This window comes from Cypionkella sp., assembly GCF_034376685.1.
Lineage (GTDB): Bacteria > Pseudomonadota > Alphaproteobacteria > Rhodobacterales > Rhodobacteraceae > Cypionkella.
The window spans coordinates 130,824-148,109 of record NZ_JAXMJJ010000036.1 but is presented as its reverse complement, the minus strand read 5'-3'; the positions used below and the strand labels follow the sequence as shown (position 1 = coordinate 148,109).

Genomic DNA, 17,286 nt, shown 5'->3' with positions numbered 1-17,286 from the left:
ACCGCGCCCTAAGCCTTCACCACATGATCCGCCACAATGCCATTCCGCGCAAACACGTTGCGGGTGTCGATGATCAACCGCGACCACTGCGCAAGCCCGGCATAGTCCAGACCATCATGGTCAGTTGCGATCAGCACCGCGTCAAAACCGTCCACCGTCGCCCGATCAAGTGTCACCGACTTGCGCCCCATCAACGCGCCATAAGCCCGCGTTTTCGGAATCTCGGCAACAAACGGATCATGATAAGACGCCTGCCCCCCGCGTTCTTCGATCAGTTCGATCAGCTTCAACGACGGGCTCTCGCGAATATCTGGCACGTTTTTCTTATAGGCCAGCCCGATCACCAACACCTTGGAGCGGCTCAAAGCCAGCCCCAACCGTTGATCCAACGCCTCAGCCAGCCGAGACACCACATGGCGCGGCATCCCCGAGTTGATCTCTCCCGCAAGCTCGATAAAGCGCGTGGGAATGTCATATTCCCGCGCTTTCCACGTCAGATAAAACGGGTCAATCGGGATGCAATGACCGCCCAAACCGGGGCCGGGATAGAACGGCATATAACCGAAGGGCTTGGTCTTGGCGGCCTCGATCACTTCCCAGACATCGACGCCCATCGCCTCGTAGATCACCTTCAGCTCGTTCACCAAGGCGATGTTCACTGCGCGAAAAACATTTTCAGTCAGCTTCACCGCCTCAGCCGTCGCGGTCGACGACACCGGCACCACGGTTTTCACCACTGCGCCATAGAACGCTGCCACCAACTGCCCCGCCTCAGCGCCATCGCCCGCCACCACCTTGGGAATGGTCGAGGTATCAAAAGCGCGGTTGCCGGGGTCCTCGCGTTCCGGCGAAAAGCCAAGGTAGAAATCCTTGCCTGAAACCAGCCCGCCCGCTTCAAGAATACGCTTCACCGGGCCGTCCGTCGTCCCCGGATAGGTGGTGGATTCCAGCACAATCACCTGCCCCGCGCGCAGGGTCTTTGCGATGTCGTCGCAGGTGCGGGTGATGAAAGATAAATCCGGCTCGCGGTGCCGCGTCAGCGGTGTCGGCACGCAGATCACGATCACGTCGCACAGGCCCAGCGCGGCGAAATCTGCCGTTGCGGTAAAGCGCCCCGCCGCCACCTCGTCGGCCAGCACCGCATCCGGCACCGCCTCGATATAGCTTTTGCGGGCGTCAACGGCGGTGATCTTGCCGGGATCGGTATCAAATCCCGTCACCCGAAACCCCGCCCGCGCGGCGGTGATCGCCAGCGGCAAGCCAACGTAACCCAGACCGATCACCCCAACGCGGGCGGTTCGGTTGGTGATGTTTTCAAGAAGATGGGATAGGGGCAAGGTTCACTCCGCCACAGCTGAGGGTCATCTGGAAATGGGCCAGTTTGCCAAGCCTGTCAAGGATCGCAACAGCTTGAGCGCGGCTCTGCGCGATTCCAGTCGCCCTCCACAGGCTTTGCGCATAACCTTGGCGCAGACCTGCAAACCCTTAGGATCATTGCCCGATGCCGCCGCCCACCCGCCACCTGCGGATCGCCTTTTACGCGCCTTTGAAGGCCCCGACGCATCCGGTGCCCTCGGGCGATCGGCTGATGGCGCAACTGCTGACGCGCTGCCTGACCCAAGCGGGGCATCAGGTGGATCTGGCCTCAGACCTACGCGCCTATCTGGGCGATCCGCAAGACCTCGCAGGCTGGACCAAACTGCGCGCCGATGCCGACGACGAAGCCCATCGGATCAGCACCCTCTGGGCCAATGATCCGCCCGATCTGTGGCTCTGCTACCACCCCTATTACAAATCCCCCGACATGCTCGGCCCCAACCTCGCCCACCGCTTCGCGCTGCCCTATGTGACGGTTGAAGCCTCCCTCTCCGCCCGCCGCAACATCGGCATCTGGACGGAAATGCAGGCCCAGGTAGGGAACGCCGTGCAGCAAGCCAGCCTCAACCTCTGCCTCACCGCCCGCGACAGGAACGGCCTGCATGACGCCACCCCCACCGCCCACCTCGCCCGTTTCCCGCCCTTCATCGAAACCGATGTCTTCTCTGCCCCCGCCACCCCGCAGCCCGGCCATCTGGTAACGGTCGCGATGATGCGCGCAGGCGACAAGCGCGACAGCTACCGCCGCCTCGCTGCAACCCTCGCCCTGTTGCCGCCCGGCCTGCACTGGCATCTCAGCGTGATCGGCGATGGCCCGCAGCGCGCCGAGGTGCAGGCGATGTTCGCAGACCTGCCGCCCAATCGCCTGACATGGTTGGGCCTGCAAACCCAGCCCCAAATCGCGGCCACCCTTACACAAGCCTCGGCCTATATCTGGCCCGGCTGTGGAGAAGCCTACGGCCTCGCCTATCTCGAGGCCCAAGCCGCAGGCGTCCCCGTCATAGCCCAACGCACCGCAGGCGTGCCTGAAGTGGTGACTGACGGTGAAACGGGTTTCCTGACCGAACCCGGCGACGATGCGGCAGCAGCGACAGCCATAACACGCTTGCTGACCGAACCCGCCCTGCAACGCCGCATGGGCCAAGCCGCCCGCCTGCGCGTTCAGCGCGACCACTCGATAACAGGCGCAGCCCAGCGCCTGAACACCCTGCTGCAAACCATAGTCGAGCCCAAACCATGACCACATCCCTGATCCGCGCCCTCGATCTGCGCGCCGCCAATGGAAATCCCGCAAAGCTTTGGCTGCGCGACGACGACGCCACAGAACCCACCGCAGCGCTAGACCACCTGCTGTCACTGACCGAAGCCGCAAACGTCCCCGTCACCCTCGCCGTCATACCCGCCGATTCCGGCGCCACTCTGGCCAAACGGCTGGACGCCGCAAAAGCCGTTTCGGTCGCCGTGCATGGCTGGTCGCACACCAACCACGCCCCCGTTGGCGAAAAGAAACAGGAACTCGGCCCGCATCGCCCAATCGACCAGATCCTTGCCGAACTCGCGCGCGGCTTCAGCCATCTCGCGCAACTCCACCCCCAGCAATTCACCCCCGTGCTCGTGCCGCCGTGGAACCGTATCGCGCCACACATCATCACAGAACTGCCCGCCCTCGGCTTCAAAGCCCTGTCCGTCTACGGCCCCGAAGCCGCCACCGCCCTGCCGCTCTACAACACCCATGTCGATGTGATCGACTGGCGCGGCAGCCGCTCTGGCCGCCCCGATGCCCTGCTGATGGACGAAATCGCCCACGCCATGCAGCGCAGCGATGCCCCGGTTGGCCTGCTGACCCACCACCTTGTGCATGACGCACAGGTCTGGGGCTTCCTGACGCGGCTGTTCGCCCTCACCGCCACGCATCCGGGCTGCCGCTGGGTCAGCCTGCCCGACCTGATCGCCTCACCATGATTTCCACGCGATCAGCAATCCATCCTCCATAGCCATAGCCCGTGCCCGCAATGCTTCCACCTCGGCCACAGCGGCACGGTCCGGCAATGCGCCCGCAATCAACGTCTGCGGCGCAACACACACCGCCCCACCCCGAGCAGCCAGTGTGAACACCAAAGGCCCGGTTGACCACCACGCCGGAGCCTCCGGCAGCAGATCAAGCGCCTGCCCCAACCGCGCATTCAGCCGATGCAGCGCCGGATGATCCGGTGGCGTGGCGATAAACGAATTGCCCAACAACAAACTGCCCAACCCGGTGTGACGCGGCACGCTCTCGGCCCAGGCGGTCAGGCCGATCAGCGGCAGCAGGTCATGAAAGCTGATGTCATCCCGCGCCGGATACCAATCGCAATCCAAATATATCCCGCCCTCAGCGGCCAAAATCGCATAGCGTGCCACATCCACCGCACCGGGATAATCCCCGCGCGCCAGCATCGCCGCATAAACAGGCTGATCGGGCAGTCCCAAACCCGCCAGATCGGCCTCTTGCCACAGCCGATACTGATAGCCCTGCACCACCGCATGATGCCGCCATGCCGCCACCGAAGCAGGCACCGGCAGACTGCCGATCCAGATCTGATGGATCACCCGTGGCACCGCCACACGGTTGGCCGCCACAATCCCCTGTCGCTCCGCCGCTGAAAACCGGAACAACGGTGCAAGCAGCTCGGGCGCAGGCACCAGATGAAACTGATACCCCGCCCGCGCAACCGCATCGCCCTGCGCTTTCGCCAGATGCAGCCGCGCCGCATGCAGCCTGCGCGGCAAACCCAGTGCGGTTTGCGCGGGCAAGGCGGCGATCCCGCGATCTGCGGTCAACCCATCCAGAATCGCAGTCGCGGCATCGAAATCGCCCGTCGCAACCAAGGCGCGGGCGGCGGCGATGCCGTCATTCATCCGTTGCTTCGCGCTCATGCTCGCCCGCCCCTCTTGCTGACTCGCATCCTGCGACAACCCTATAACGGCAGCTGCTTGAACACCGTCTTCAGCATCAGATAAAAATCAAACCGCAGATTGCGCCGCCGTTGATAGATCAAATCCAGCTTGGCCTTGCGCGGCACGCAAGCCCGCGCATAGACCGCATCGGTTTCCGCCGCCGTCTTGCAGCGCGCCAGCAGCAGTTCCTCGTGGCGGTGATACACGATCGTCGCAAGCCCGGTGATGCCGGGGCGCGATTTCAGCACCTGCGCGTAAATCTCGGGGAAGCGTTCGACATATTCGCGCAGCGGCGGGCGCGGCCCGACAAAGCTGATATCACCCTTCAGCACGTTCCAAAGCTGCGGCAATTCATCCAGCCGCGTGCGGCGAATAAACCGCCCGGTCCGGGTGATCCGGCTGGATTTATCGCCGCCTGAAACGCCTGACTCCGCAGGCTGCACCGTCATGCTGCGAAACTTCGCCAGCTTGAAACTTTGCGTCGGCGTCTTCATCCGCTCGGCCCAGTAGATCACCGGGCGGCCATCCAAAATCAGGATCGCGAGCGCGGTCAGCAGCCCCAAAGGCAGCAGCGGAATCGCCAAAACCAGCACCGCCAGCACATCCAGAAAGCGTTTCATCGGCGTCATTGCGGCCCTCGGGTGGATTGCCATTCTGCCACCATTGTGGCGGCGTCTGACTGGTCTTCAGCAAAGCGGTAATGCTGTGCCAGCAGGTCGCAATCAAGCGTAATACGCTGATACGCCGTCGCGGGTGCTGCCTGATAGCGCCAATCCGCCCCCGCCGCCTGTGCCAGATCGGCCATCGCCACCGGATGCGGTGCGCCTAGGTTCAGAACAGGCGGCAGGTCTTGCCCCAGCAACCGCGCCAAAACATCCGCCAAGGTGATCGGCCCGATATAGCTGCGCACCGGCCCCGTGCCGTCAGCGAAACAGTCGATCATGGTCGGCTGGCCCGGCTGTATCCCCGCCAGCAGAGCATCCGCCCCCGCCACATTGCCAATGCGCAAAGCCGTGATCGCGAGGCCCCGCGCCCGCCAACCGTTGGCCACGGCCTCAGCCTCCAGTTTGGAACGGCCATAGTCATTTACCGGATGCGTGGGCGTATTCTCACGGCAGGCCAGTCCGCCATTCACCCCATAAACCGCCGAGGACGAGGCCAGCAAAACCTGCGCAATCCCCGCCTGAACCGCCGCCGCACAGCACGCCTCTGCCAACAGCGCGTTCAGCGTCATATCCCCCCGCACCACCCCCGCCAGCACGATCATCGCCCGAAATCGCCCCTTATCCAGCGAAGCCCCCGAAAGCGGATGCCACTCCACCTGCGGCAAATCCGCAGCCAATGCCTCGCCACGGTGCTGCAAAGTTGGAGCCTGCCCGACCCGTGCCCAAGCGCGCGCCAGCAGCCGCCCGACCCGCCCGCTCGCGCCCACCACTAAGGTTTGATTGATCAGCCCCGCCATACCGCCTCTTCCGCCATTCCGGCCCGAGTATAGAACATTCCCACGCCGCAGCCAGACCAACGCCCCTTACCGACGCAACAGTAAACAAATCGTAAACGCCACACCACTAACCCATTGATTTATATAAAGCGCCCCGATGCGCCACACGTGGACAACCCCGCCTCCGATCTGGCATAATCCCGCCATGCCCAGCCTGTGCCGCGACTGCCTCACCCAATTTGAAGTCGGAGTCCGCTGCCCAAGCTGCCGCTCTCCGCGTCTGCTTGCCCATCCCGAATTGAACCTGCTTTCGATCGCCCACATGGATTGCGATGCCTTCTACGCCAGCGTGGAAAAGCGCGACAATCCTGATCTGCGCGACAAAGCCGTGATCGTCGGCGGCGGCACCCGCGGCGTGGTCTCAACCTGCTGTTACCTCGCCCGTATCCACGGGGTGAGGTCTGCGATGCCGATGTTTCAGGCGCTGAAACTCTGCCCCGAAGCCGTGGTGGTGAAACCCCGGATGTCCGTCTACGTCGACGCCTCACGTGCCATCCGCGCGATGATGGAGGCGCTGACCCCCGCCATCGAACCGCTCTCGCTGGATGAAGCCTTCCTCGACCTCACCGGCACCGAACGCCTGCACGGCGCGGCCCCCGCCGTGGTGCTGGCAAGGCTGATCAAGCGGATGGAGGATGAGTTGGGGCTGTCAGGCTCGATCGGCCTGTCGCACAACAAATTCCTCGCCAAGATTGCGTCAGACCTCGACAAACCGCGCGGGTTTTCCATCATTGGCCGTGCCGAAACCGAAGCCTTCCTGCGTCCCAAACCCGTCCGCATCATCTGGGGCGTCGGCACCGCTGCGCAGGCTTCGCTGGAAAAGGCCGGTATCCGCACCATCAACGACCTTTTGCGCTGGGACCGCACCGATCTTATCGCCCGCTTCGGCAGCATGGGCGACCGATTGTGGCACCTCGCGCGGGGGCTGGATACGCGGCGGGTCAATCGAGATGAGAAGCTGAAGTCGATCAGCAAGGAGACGACGTTCTTTGAGGATACCTCTGATCCCGATCTGCTGGATGGTCACCTCTGGCGGTTGGCAGAGCAAGTGGCCGACCGCGCCAAGGCCAAGGCTTTGTCGGGCAAGACCGTCACCCTGAAACTGAAACGCTCGGATTTCCAGCTGATCAGCCGCCGCCACACCCTGACCGACCCCACGCAACTGAGCGACCGAATCTACCGTGCTGCCCGTGCCTTGTTTGATCAGACCGATCGCAAAGGCCCCTACCGGCTGATCGGCGTCGGCATCAGCGATCTTGCCCCCGAGGCGCAGGCCGATCTTTCCGCCGATCTGCTGGACCCCACGGCAGGCAAGCGTGCCGCGGCTGAGCGCGCCACTGATGCCATCCGTGCCCGTTTTGGCCGGGAGGCGATCATTAAGGGGCGGGCGTTGCGATAGTGGGGCGGTCCCAACTCGGGACCTTTTTTATGTGTTTTATATCAATGACTTGATGTGGTGAGTTTAAGACATTATTAACGATTGAGTGTGTGGGGCCATGCCGCAATGCATCTTGGCACTCTCTGCCCAAGGACGGCCAGCCCCAAAGAACCGCTATTCCGCCGCCAAAGGCAGCTGCTCGCGACCAATTCCGACGATCTCGGCGATCACCTCGGCCATCAGGGCCTTAAAATCCTCAAAGCCGCTGTGCGGGGTGATGGTGGCTTCATCCATGTAAAGCCCGCGATCAATTTCCACTTGGATCACATGGCGCCGCGCCGAGGGCCGCCCGTAGCTTTGCGCGATAAAGGCCCCGGCGAAGGGGGTGTTGCGCGCCACCCGCAGGCCCGCGCGTTGAAACGCCGCCTCGACTGCGTCCATCACATGCCGACCCGCCGCAGCACCAAACCGATCCCCAAGCACGACATCGGGTTTGGGTTGACCGGGGCGGCCGTGGCCGTCGATGGCTTCATGTGGCATCGAATGGCAGTCGATCAGCACTGCCTCGCCAAAGGATCTGTGAGTTTCTTCCAGCAACTGGCGCAGCGCGCGGTGGTAAGGGTGCCAGACCTCGGCAATCCGCGCTTCGGCTTCGGCCAGACCCAGCTTGCCGCGATAGATCAGCCGCCCACCGGACACCACACGGGGAATCACCCCCAGACCGGAGGAGATACGCGGGTTGTGCGGCACGCGGGCGATGCCTTCGATTACGCCGGGGTCAAACTCATCCGGGGCGCGGTTCAGATCGAGGTAGGCGCGCGGCACATCGGCCACCAGCAGCGGCGCACCATGCTGCACAGCCGCGCCAAACACTTGATCGACAAAGGCATCTTCCGAAGATCGGATCACATCGCGGGACAACACCGTTTGCGCCAGAAACGCCGCTGAATAGACCCGCCCGCTGTGCGGCGAGGCAAACACCACGGCAGTATCTTGCCGTTCAGGGCGATGGATTCGATAGACCTGCGACACGCCACACTCCTGTTACTTTGTGATATAACTGCAAAATATCCTTTACCGATACCCCCCTTTACCCCCTTGAACAGGGCTGCGACTCTGTTTATAGCCCAGCCATCCGACGCGGTTCCGCCCGCGTCCTTTTGTTTGGCCGCGCTTGGTCAGGTGAAAAGTCTGGGCGGGAACGTCAGGTTTGTGGGCGGTTAGCTCAGCGGTAGAGCACTACGTTGACATCGTAGTGGCCACTGGTTCGATCCCAGTACCGCCCACCATTTCGCCGCTCCTCTCAAGGGGGCAACGCTTTTCAACTGGCGCGAAGACGCGCCGCGAACAAGGGAGACAGCCATGAAGGTTGCAAACTCGCTCCGCTCGCTGAAGACGCGTCATCGTGATTGCCAGGTCGTGCGCCGTAAAGGCCGCGTCTATGTGATCAACAAGACGCAAAAGCGCTACAAGGCCCGTCAGGGTTGATCGCGCGCAGCAGCACCGAATAGGCCGCCGAGAGCAATCTCTGGCGGCTTTTTCATTGGCGCTGGCTGGGTTGCGCTGGGTACGCGGTAGATGCGTCTGTCTAATGCGAGATAAGAAAGATTAGATTGTCGTGAGGCTCAGCGCCGCTTAGGCGCTGTGAGAGCACTTATGGAGCCTGCCATGCACCCTAATCCCGCGTTCCGCACCACTCCGTTACAAGACAACCTCGCCTTCGCCCGTGCGCGCGGCTTTGGGATCTTGTCGGTGAACGGCGCGGAGGGGCCTTTGGCGGCGCATGTGCCGTTCTTGCTGTCGCCCGATGCCAGCTTTGCAGAACTGCATCTGGCACGATCCAATCCGATTGCGCGCGCCTGCACAGCGGGCCTTCCCGCCCTGATCATGGTTTCCGGCCCGGATGCGTACATCTCGCCGGATTGGTATGGCATCAGCGATCAGGTGCCGACGTGGAATTATATCGCGGTGCATCTACGGGGGGTGCTGTCGCCGCTGCCCGAATCTTCGCTGCACCCGCATGTTGACGCCTTGTCTGCCGAGCATGAAACCCGCCTGCTGCCGAAACAGCCTTGGGGGTCAGAGAAGATGTCTGAAGGCGCGCTGCCGCGGATGCTGCGTATGATCCTGCCGTTTCGGTTTGAGGTGGCCTCGGTGGATGGCACCTGGAAGCTGAACCAGAACAAAGCGCCCGAGGTGCGGGCAAGTGCTGCCGATCATCTGGCGCAGCAAACCGATGCGGGGTCGCAGGAGATCGCCGCGCTGATGCGGCGCGATTTGGGCTGATTGAGTCGCCGCTATTGCAACGGGGTCAGCGCGCTTGCCGCGACCCAGCCCAAAGCCGTGCCATCCTTGGCAATCCGCACGAAGCCGTCCTTTTCCTCGATCTTGTAGACGCCATAAAACACCCCGGATTCGATCACTAAAACCGCCGCCCCACCGGGTGCGTCCAGCACATCGGTGCCGCCCTCGACGACATGGCTGAGAGTCGCGGGGAAACTTTCTGCGCTGGCATCCAGCACGGAAACCATTGATCCTAAAGCGAAATCAGACCCCTTGATCGACATTTGCGGCATTTGCCGCAGCCCGAAAGCGGCAAAGGATACCTCGGGCACTGTCACATCCAGAAAGCTGGCAAGTTCGGTCACTTCGATGGTGGCATTGCCATTGGTATCGGCCTTGCCCATCGCATCGAGCATCGCCCAGGTCATCACGCCATGGCCGTTGTAGCCCTCCAGCGCCGGGGCATCGTCGGTCGAGGCCGACAGAATCGTGCGCCCCATCGCCCGCGTCAGCCGTTCTACCGCCGCCGACTGCGCCATCGCGGCATCAACAGACCGGGTGCCGGTCAGGCTGCCGCTTTCGCAGGTGTCATAGATCATCACCGATTTTTTCGCCTTCACCCGCGCCGCCCATTCCTGCCAGCGGTCTTGATCAATGCCGCGATCACGGATCGGATCATCGCCTTCAAAGCGGAAATCCTGTGGGATGAAGTAATATTTGCCCTCAACCGTTTTGCCATGGCCCGCGAGGAAGAACAGGAACACATCCTGCGATTTCGCCTTTTTGCCCATTTCGGTGAAGGCGGCGTCCAGTTTGGCTTCGGTCACATCCTTGTCCAGCAGGGTGACGACGTTGACCGTCTTGAACAGCCCAGCGCCGGATTTTTTCATCGCATTGCCAAAGGCTTGCGCATCGGCTGCGGCGTATTTCAACTGGAGGCGGCCATCGGCATAATCGTTCACCCCCACCGCCAGCACATGCAGCGCGGGCGGTTCGGAACTGGCCACGCCGTCCCATGTCACGGTCATCTGGCGGGGGGGCGAGGCGAGCAGGCCCGCCGCGTTATAGGCCACCACCTCGATGATATTGTCGCCGGGGTCCAGCGCCACGCGGGCTTTCGCGGTGGGCAGGTCTTCGTCCAAGGCGACGGGGGCACGGGTTGGCTGCACCTCGACAGTCATGCCGTTCAGCCGCCATTCGATGCGGCCAATACCGCCGCCTTCGTCTTGCAACTCGATCTCGACCTCATATTCTGGGTCAGAGGATTTCGCTGTCGGCAGTTTGAACCGGGTGATCGGCGCGGGGCCAGAGCCTAACACGCGGGCGAGGTCCAATTCGGCAGCGGCTTTGGCAACCAGCCCTTCCGGGTCGCCCAAAAGTTTGGCCGCCACCAGATCGGGGCGATACAAGGCCTGATAAACCTGATCGACCGAGAACGCCCGCAGACCATTGGACACAGACACCAGCTGCGCGCCGTTCGGCGAGGCTGCGAAGAAGCCTTCCGGCGTCAGCATCAGCCATTCACCATCGGGGGTGGCCAGAAACTCGGCCAGCAGCGCCCCGGTTTTCAGATCGTAGGCGCGATGAATGCCAACCGAATCAAGCATCACCGCTGCGCGTCCCCCCAACAAAGCCGCGCGCGCGCCACCGCCGGGCAGTTGGCTGAGTTGCGCGTTCATCTCATCCGAATAGGGCAACGACGGGTCGTAATCTATATCGGCCAGAAGCGTGTTGATCTCATCCTGGCTGAGGGGGATTTGTGTCAGCGTCTGCATGTCAAACGCCGCAGCCGCACCTTCTTCAAGGCCAGAATAGAGGTAAAACCGATCCCCCGCAGGCTCGATCTGCTCTTCCACGCCAAAGCCCGCATCAGCCATCGCCACCCGTGCCTCAAGCCGGCCTTGCGCCAGATCCCAGACCCAGACCGTGCCGCCGCCGTCACTGGTGAAAAAGCGATGGCCGTCCAGCAGGGCCGTGCCGCTTTGCGCGATGGCAAGGCGTGTGGCGAAGGTGGCTTGTTTGGTCAGGGTGACGGGATCAACCGCCAGAATATCGGTGCCTTCCGAGCCGATCAGCACAAGGCCGCCATCCGGCGCAAAGCTGATCCGATCCAGCGCCGACAGCGCGCGCGGCATGCCTTTTGCCTGCGCTTCGCTAGAGTTATCAAGGCTTTGCCCAGCGATCAGCGTGCCATCGGCCAGATTGACGCTGGCAAGATAGGCGACATAGGGATCGGATTGCGTGCCGGAATAGGCCAGCACTTTGCCATCGGGCGAGATATCCAGCGTCATCACCCGGTCCAGATTGGCGGGCAGTTCAATCCGGCGGTTGCCGGTTTCGGTGATCACATCCAACCAGTTCTGCGGTTTGTAAAAGCCATCCGGCTGCTGCACCAACTGGCTGCCCGCCAGCACCAGGGTGCCATCCGGGCCAAGCGCCATCGTCGGCACCGCAGAGGTCAGTTGCATCGGATATTCCGGTGGCGGCCCTTCCGGCACACGGGCGAGGATCGCACCAGCCAACCCCAGCCGCACCAACCCGCCGCGCAGGGTTGCAGCATAGATTTGTGTCGAATCAGCGGTGAAGCGCAGCTTGTGTGCGGGCTCATACAACGGTGGCTGGCTGGCCCCGGTGGTGGTATCCCAGATGCGGATAGTGGTGCCGTCAGCGATTGCCAGCATCTTGCCATCGGGCGAGACAACCATATCCAGCACCGGGCCTTTGAACGGATGCAGCCGGAACACTTCGGCGCCTGTCAGCGCGTCCAGCACGGCGATATGACCCGAGGCATAGCCGGTCACGATCAGATTTGTGCCGGGGATCAGCATGGCTTGGGTCAGGTCGGGCTGTTTGACCTTGCGGATCAAGCGGTGGCTGCGCATGTCCCACAGCGCCAGTTCAGCGTTGAAATTGGCGGCAAGTACGGTCAGCATTGCTGTGCCATCCTGCGCAAAACTGATGGAGTGCAACGAGACATCGTCTTGCGCGACATAGTAATGCGGGTTTGACGGCACCAGATCGAACCCCTTCGGCTGCTGGGCCTGGGCTGCGGTCAGATTGGCCAGTGGCAGGTTGAAGCGGGTCAGCGGATCAGTCGCATCCGGGGCAATCACCCCCCACAGATCGCCGATACGCACGGGGACGACGCCACCGTGATGCCGCCAGAAATCATCAAACTGCGGCTGGGCCACCAATGTGCCGTCAGGGGTGATGAAGCCGCGCTTGTCACCAATCAGCACGCCTGCCAGCCCATCGGCAAAGCCATAGGCGCGGTCAAACTCTGGCGGGATCACCAGTTCATTCTGGCCGTTGATATAGCCCCATTTTCCACCTGCGATCTGCACCGGGGCCAAACCTTCGGAAAAATCGCCCGCCGCCGTATAATCGCCGCCAAACTCGATGCCGACACCGTAGGGGATGGCATAGCCCCAGCCTTGATCGCCCTGCACTGCCGCATGGCTGTCACTGACGCCGCGCATCGCCGGGAAGGGCGCATCATCGCCCACCACCGACGAGCCATCGGCACAGTTCAGCTGCACCCAGCCGCCCGGCAGTTTGATCGCGACAAAGCCTTCGGACGGCGGCAGCGCGTCTTGCACCTCGGGCAGAGTCTGAGTGAAAGGCTCTGTGCCACCCGAATAGCTGACAAAATTGTTGTTCTGGGTGCCAGTGATGCAGCTGCCATCATTGGCAAGAAACGTGTCAAACGGCAGCGGATTGGGTTCAAAATTGCCACTGGGCGCCAGCGCATACCACTGGCCCTGATACCGGAACGGGGTATAGGTGGCGGGCTTGCCAATGGACTCATAGTCGAAGCCCGCAACCTCGGCGCCGTTCACATCGACGACTCCCCACTTTCCCGCCTTCTGCACCGGAAACCACCCCTCACCGGGATCGCCAACGGCCTGATACTGCGGGGGGGCAAGCCATTGGCCGTCACGCCCCATCAGCCCCCAGAGATCGCCCTGCTTCAGCGGCACCACGCCGTGATGCGCGGCACCAGCGTCTTGAAAACCGGGCTGAACCACCCATTGAAAGGCATCTTCAGCCACCGCAGGCGTGGCGAGAAAGGCAGCAAGGACAAGGGCGCGCACAGCAAAGCTCCGGCAAGGATGTTCGCAGCCTGCGATGGCGCGGCGGCAGTTGGCAACTGACAAGTGTTGTCATGCGGACCAGAGGACGGCTTAACTGGCGCAAACCCCGATCGGCCCCGCGAATCACGGCCTTGCATACTGGAGACCCCATGCTGCTTTACCACTCGCCCGCCACCCCCTTCGGCCGCAAGGTCATGGTGGTGATTCTGGAACTTGGCCTGAAGGATCAGGTCGAGGTGATACATGTCAGCGGCACGCCGCTGGCCCCCGGTAGTTTGCCAGTGGCGCAGAACCCGCTGGGCAAGATCCCCGCGCTGCAAACCGATGCCGGAGTGATCTACGACAGCCGCGTGATCTGCCGGTATCTGAACGATCTGGCGGGTGGCACGCTGTATCCCTCCGCCCCCGCGCTGTGGCAGACCCTGACGCGGGAGGCGACGGTGGACGGCATTCTCGAAGCCGCCCTGGCGATGGTCTATGAAGTGCGGTTGCGCCCCGAAGACAAGCAGTTTCCCGAATGGATCGAGGCGCAATGGACCAAGGCCAGCCGTGCACTGGATCTGATCGAGGCAGAGTGGATGGATCACCTGCACAGCCCGCTGGACATGCCGCAGTTCGCGCTGGCCTGTGCGCTGGAATACCTCGATTTCCGACTGGACGCGCGGAACTGGCGGCAGGGGCGGCCAAAGCTGGCGGCTTGGCAGGCCGAATTTGCCAAACGTCCGGCCATGCAGGCGACAAAACCGGTGGCGATCTGAGGTGATAAACCTGACAAAATCGCTTTAATTTCGCCGGAAAGCCTAAATCGGGCGGTGGATAGGAATGAATTGCGTAGCTTCAAGGTCGCACTTCAGGAAAAGCTGATTTCCGCCGCCCCTGTGCGTCTTTGTCCGCTGGACGCCCGCGCGTTCTGTGGCTAAACCCGCCGTGTAAGGCTCCGGGAAACCGGGGCCGCAGCTATATATCGGCCGCGCGCCTTGCGGCCTTTGAAGGGAGAAGTTCTCGTGTCCCACGCAGACGATCACGCAGGCACCCGCAGGGATTTCCTGTATTACGCAACCGCCGGGGCGGGCGTTGTTGCCACTGGCGCGGCGGTTTGGCCGCTGGTCAATCAGATGAACCCTTCGGCGGACACCCGCGCTTTGGCGTCGATCATGGTTGATATCTCGGGCGTCGCCGTTGGCACGCAGATCACCGTGAAATGGCGCGGCAAGCCGGTGTTCATCCGCCGCCGCAACGCCGATGACATCGAGAAGGGCCGCGCGGTTGCACTGACCGATCTTCCCGACACCGGTGCCGAGAACGCCAACCTCGACCCTACGGCCACGGCAGAAGACAAAAACCGCACGCTGGATGAAGCGGGTGAGTGGTTGGTGATGATGGGCGTTTGCACCCATCTTGGCTGCGTGCCCTTGGGTGACGCGGGCGAGTTCGACGGCTGGTTCTGCCCTTGCCACGGTTCGCACTACGACACGGCTGGTCGCATTCGCAAAGGCCCGGCACCGCGCAACCTGCCGGTTCCGGTGGCGAAGTTCGAAAACGCAACCACGATCAAGCTCGGGTAAGGGACAGAAATCATGGCCGGAATTCCGCACGACCATTACCAACCGAAGCCGGGCTTTCAGACCTGGCTGCACAACCGCCTGCCGATTGTCGCGATTGCCTATGACACGCTGATGATCCCGACGCCGAAAAACCTGAACTGGATGTGGATCTGGGGCATCGTTCTGGCGTTCTGCCTTGGGCTTCAGATTGTCACCGGCATTGTGCTGGCGATGCACTACACGCCGCATGTCGATTTCGCTTTCGCCTCGGTCGAGCATATCATGCGCGATGTGAACGGCGGCTACATGCTGCGCTACATCCACGCCAACGGCGCGTCTTTGTTCTTCTTTGCCGTCTATCTGCACATCTTCCGCGGCCTGTACTACGGCAGCTACAAAGCCCCGCGCGAAGTGACCTGGATCATCGGCATGCTGATCTATCTGGCGATGATGGCGACCGGCTTCATGGGCTACGTTCTGCCTTGGGGTCAGATGTCGTTCTGGGGTGCCACCGTGATCACCGGCCTGTTCGGCGCGATCCCCGGCATTGGCCCAGTCTTGCAGGAATGGCTGCTGGGTGGCCCGGCGGTCGGCAACCCCACGCTGAACCGCTTCTTCAGCCTGCATTACCTGCTGCCCTTCGTGATCGCAGCACTTGTGGCCCTGCACATCTGGGCGTTCCACAACACCGGCAACAACAACCCGACGGGTGTTGAAGTCCGGCGCACCTCGAAGGAAGAGGCCGCGAAAGACACCGTGCCGTTCTGGCCCTACTATGTGATCAAAGACCTGTTCGCGCTGGCCGTCGTTCTGGCGATCTTCTTCGCAGTCGTCAGCTTCATGCCGAACTTCCTTGGCCACCCGGACAACTACATCGAAGCCAACGCGCTTTCGACGCCCGCGCATATCGTGCCGGAATGGTATTTCCTGCCGTTCTACGCGATCCTGCGCGCCTTCACCGCCGATGTCTTCGTGGTGCAAGTGGTCGAATTCCTCTCCTTCGGCATCATCGACGCCAAATTCTTCGGCGTTCTGGCGATGTTCGGTGCAATCGCGGTGATGGCTTTGGTGCCGTGGCTGGACACTTCCTCGGTGCGGTCGGGCAAGTATCGCCCGATGTTCAAGGGCTGGTTCTGGCTGCTGGTGATCGACTTTGTGATCCTGATGTGGGTGGGCGCCATGCCGACCGATGGCATCTATCCGTGGATCTCGCTGTTCGCGTCGTTCTACTGGTTTGGCTATTTCCTTGTCATCCTACCGCTGCTGGGTGTGATGGAAAAACCGCTGCCGCAACCCGCCACGATCGAAGAAGACTTCAAGTCGCACTACGCCGATCCGGCTGAGTGAGAGAAAGGAACTGACTGAGATGTTTCGCAAAATCGCAATCAGCGCTGTCTCTGCACTGGGTCTGATGACAGGCGTGGCGCTCGCTGCCGAAGGTGGCGGCCATATCGAGGACGTGGCCTTCAGCTTTGAGGGCCCGTTCGGGACTTATGATGAGCATCAGCTGCAACGCGGGCTTCAGGTTTACACCGAGGTTTGCTCTGCCTGCCACGGCCTGAAGTTCGTGCCGATCCGTGCCCTGTCGGACGAAGGTGGTCCGCACCTGCCAGCAGATCAGGTCCGCGCTTACGCCAAGGCCTTCACCGTGGTCGACAAGGAAACCGGCGAAGATCGTGAAGGTCTGCCGACCGATCACTTCCCGGCCAACACCGCAGCAGGCGCGCCTGACCTTTCGCTGATGGCAAAGGCGCGTGCAGGCTTCCACGGCCCCTATGGCCTGGGCATCAACCAGGTTCTCAAAGGCATGGGCGGCCCCGAGTATATCGTCGCTATTCTGGCGGGCTACACCGGTGAGACCAAAGAAGAAGCCGGAACGACCTTCTATGAGAACCACGCGTTCTCGACCGGTTGGATCGCGATGTCCCCGCCGCTCAGCGATGGTCAGGTGGAATTCGCCGATGGCGCGCCGAATGACGTGAAGCACATGGCGGAAGACGTGTCGGCCTTCCTGATGTGGTCGGCAGAACCGAAGCTGAATGACCGCAAGGACGTTGGCTTCAAAGCCGTGCTGTTCCTGATCATCCTGTCCTCGCTGTTGTATCTGTCCAACAAGCGTTTGTGGGCTGGCATCAAAGGCAAGAAAGTGCACTGATCTTTGGATCATTGCTG

15 protein-coding genes and 1 tRNA gene are annotated in these 17,286 nt (G+C 62.2%); 10 read left to right on the top strand and 6 right to left on the bottom strand.

Features of this window, described 5'->3' with window-relative positions:
• Positions 1 to 8: 8 nt before the first annotated feature.
• Entirely contained in the window at positions 9 to 1,337 is a 1,329-nt protein-coding gene (locus tag U1A24_RS08495) for a nucleotide sugar dehydrogenase (RefSeq protein WP_322321546.1), read from the bottom strand.
• 164 nt (positions 1,338 to 1,501) lie between these two features.
• On the opposite strand from U1A24_RS08495, the gene U1A24_RS08490 reads away from it, so the two are divergent.
• Together U1A24_RS08490 and U1A24_RS08485 are read left to right on the top strand one after the other, a co-directional pair.
• Positions 1,502 to 2,617 (top strand): glycosyltransferase family 4 protein, encoded by a 1,116-nt coding sequence (locus U1A24_RS08490; RefSeq protein WP_322321545.1) that lies wholly within the window; start codon positions 1,502 to 1,504, stop codon positions 2,615 to 2,617.
• Positions 2,614 to 3,339, top strand: a complete 726-nt coding sequence (locus tag U1A24_RS08485; protein WP_322321544.1) for a polysaccharide deacetylase family protein — start codon at positions 2,614 to 2,616, stop codon at positions 3,337 to 3,339. The genes U1A24_RS08490 and U1A24_RS08485 overlap by 4 nt, the downstream gene beginning before the upstream one ends.
• Here the strand turns inward: U1A24_RS08485 and U1A24_RS08480 are convergent.
• From U1A24_RS08480 to U1A24_RS08470, 3 genes are read right to left on the bottom strand one after another with little or no spacing between them, the layout of a single operon-like run.
• On the bottom strand, positions 3,331 to 4,293 hold the full coding sequence (locus U1A24_RS08480) for a glycosyltransferase family 32 protein (RefSeq protein ID WP_322321543.1): 963 nt from the start codon (positions 4,291 to 4,293) through the stop codon (positions 3,331 to 3,333). The two genes, U1A24_RS08485 and U1A24_RS08480, sit on opposite strands and share 9 nt — an antisense overlap.
• Before the next feature lie 41 nt (positions 4,294 to 4,334).
• The gene (locus tag U1A24_RS08475) at positions 4,335 to 4,943 is read right to left on the bottom strand and encodes a sugar transferase (protein ID WP_322321571.1); all 609 of its coding nucleotides are present in this window, start codon (positions 4,941 to 4,943) and stop codon (positions 4,335 to 4,337) included.
• Positions 4,940 to 5,776 (bottom strand): NAD(P)-dependent oxidoreductase, encoded by an 837-nt coding sequence (locus U1A24_RS08470; protein ID WP_322321542.1) that lies wholly within the window; start codon positions 5,774 to 5,776, stop codon positions 4,940 to 4,942. The genes U1A24_RS08475 and U1A24_RS08470 overlap by 4 nt, the downstream gene beginning before the upstream one ends.
• Before the next feature lie 184 nt (positions 5,777 to 5,960).
• On the opposite strand from U1A24_RS08470, the gene U1A24_RS08465 reads away from it, so the two are divergent.
• The gene (locus U1A24_RS08465) at positions 5,961 to 7,214 is read left to right on the top strand and encodes a DNA polymerase IV (RefSeq protein WP_322321570.1); all 1,254 of its coding nucleotides are present in this window, start codon (positions 5,961 to 5,963) and stop codon (positions 7,212 to 7,214) included.
• 153 nt (positions 7,215 to 7,367) lie between these two features.
• Here U1A24_RS08465 and U1A24_RS08460 read toward each other — a convergent pair whose 3' ends face one another.
• Complete coding sequence (locus tag U1A24_RS08460; RefSeq protein WP_322321541.1) at positions 7,368 to 8,225, bottom strand: N-formylglutamate amidohydrolase; 858 nt, start codon at positions 8,223 to 8,225, stop codon at positions 7,368 to 7,370.
• 182 nt (positions 8,226 to 8,407) lie between these two features.
• Here U1A24_RS08460 and U1A24_RS08455 point away from each other — a divergent pair.
• The 3 genes from U1A24_RS08455 to U1A24_RS08445 all read left to right on the top strand — a co-directional run bounded on the left by U1A24_RS08455 (position 8,408) and on the right by U1A24_RS08445 (position 9,479).
• Positions 8,408 to 8,482 (top strand) — tRNA-Val (locus U1A24_RS08455).
• Between the two features lie 73 nt (positions 8,483 to 8,555).
• Positions 8,556 to 8,681, top strand: coding sequence for a type B 50S ribosomal protein L36 (gene ykgO / locus U1A24_RS08450; RefSeq protein WP_023666132.1), 126 nt, complete (start codon positions 8,556 to 8,558; stop codon positions 8,679 to 8,681).
• A 180-nt stretch (positions 8,682 to 8,861) separates the two neighbouring features.
• Positions 8,862 to 9,479, top strand: a complete 618-nt coding sequence (locus U1A24_RS08445) for an FMN-binding negative transcriptional regulator (protein WP_322321540.1) — start codon at positions 8,862 to 8,864, stop codon at positions 9,477 to 9,479.
• Between the two features lie 11 nt (positions 9,480 to 9,490).
• Here the strand turns inward: U1A24_RS08445 and U1A24_RS08440 are convergent, their stop codons facing one another.
• Entirely contained in the window at positions 9,491 to 13,570 is a 4,080-nt protein-coding gene (locus tag U1A24_RS08440) for a WG repeat-containing protein (protein WP_322321539.1), read from the bottom strand.
• Positions 13,571 to 13,719: 149 nt separating this feature from the next.
• Here U1A24_RS08440 and U1A24_RS08435 point away from each other — a divergent pair, with 149 nt between their 5' ends.
• From U1A24_RS08435 to U1A24_RS08420, 4 genes are all read left to right on the top strand, one after another.
• A complete protein-coding gene (locus U1A24_RS08435) occupies positions 13,720 to 14,328 on the top strand; it encodes a glutathione S-transferase (protein WP_322321538.1) in 609 nt (202 codons plus the stop codon).
• Between the two features lie 246 nt (positions 14,329 to 14,574).
• Positions 14,575 to 15,135, top strand: coding sequence for a ubiquinol-cytochrome c reductase iron-sulfur subunit (gene petA, locus U1A24_RS08430; protein WP_322321537.1), 561 nt, complete (start codon positions 14,575 to 14,577; stop codon positions 15,133 to 15,135).
• 12 nt (positions 15,136 to 15,147) lie between these two features.
• Entirely contained in the window at positions 15,148 to 16,461 is a 1,314-nt protein-coding gene (gene petB, locus U1A24_RS08425; RefSeq protein WP_322321536.1) for a cytochrome b, read from the top strand.
• Between the two features lie 19 nt (positions 16,462 to 16,480).
• The gene (locus tag U1A24_RS08420) at positions 16,481 to 17,269 is read left to right on the top strand and encodes a cytochrome c1 (protein WP_322321535.1); all 789 of its coding nucleotides are present in this window, start codon (positions 16,481 to 16,483) and stop codon (positions 17,267 to 17,269) included.
• Positions 17,270 to 17,286: the final 17 nt, after the last annotated feature.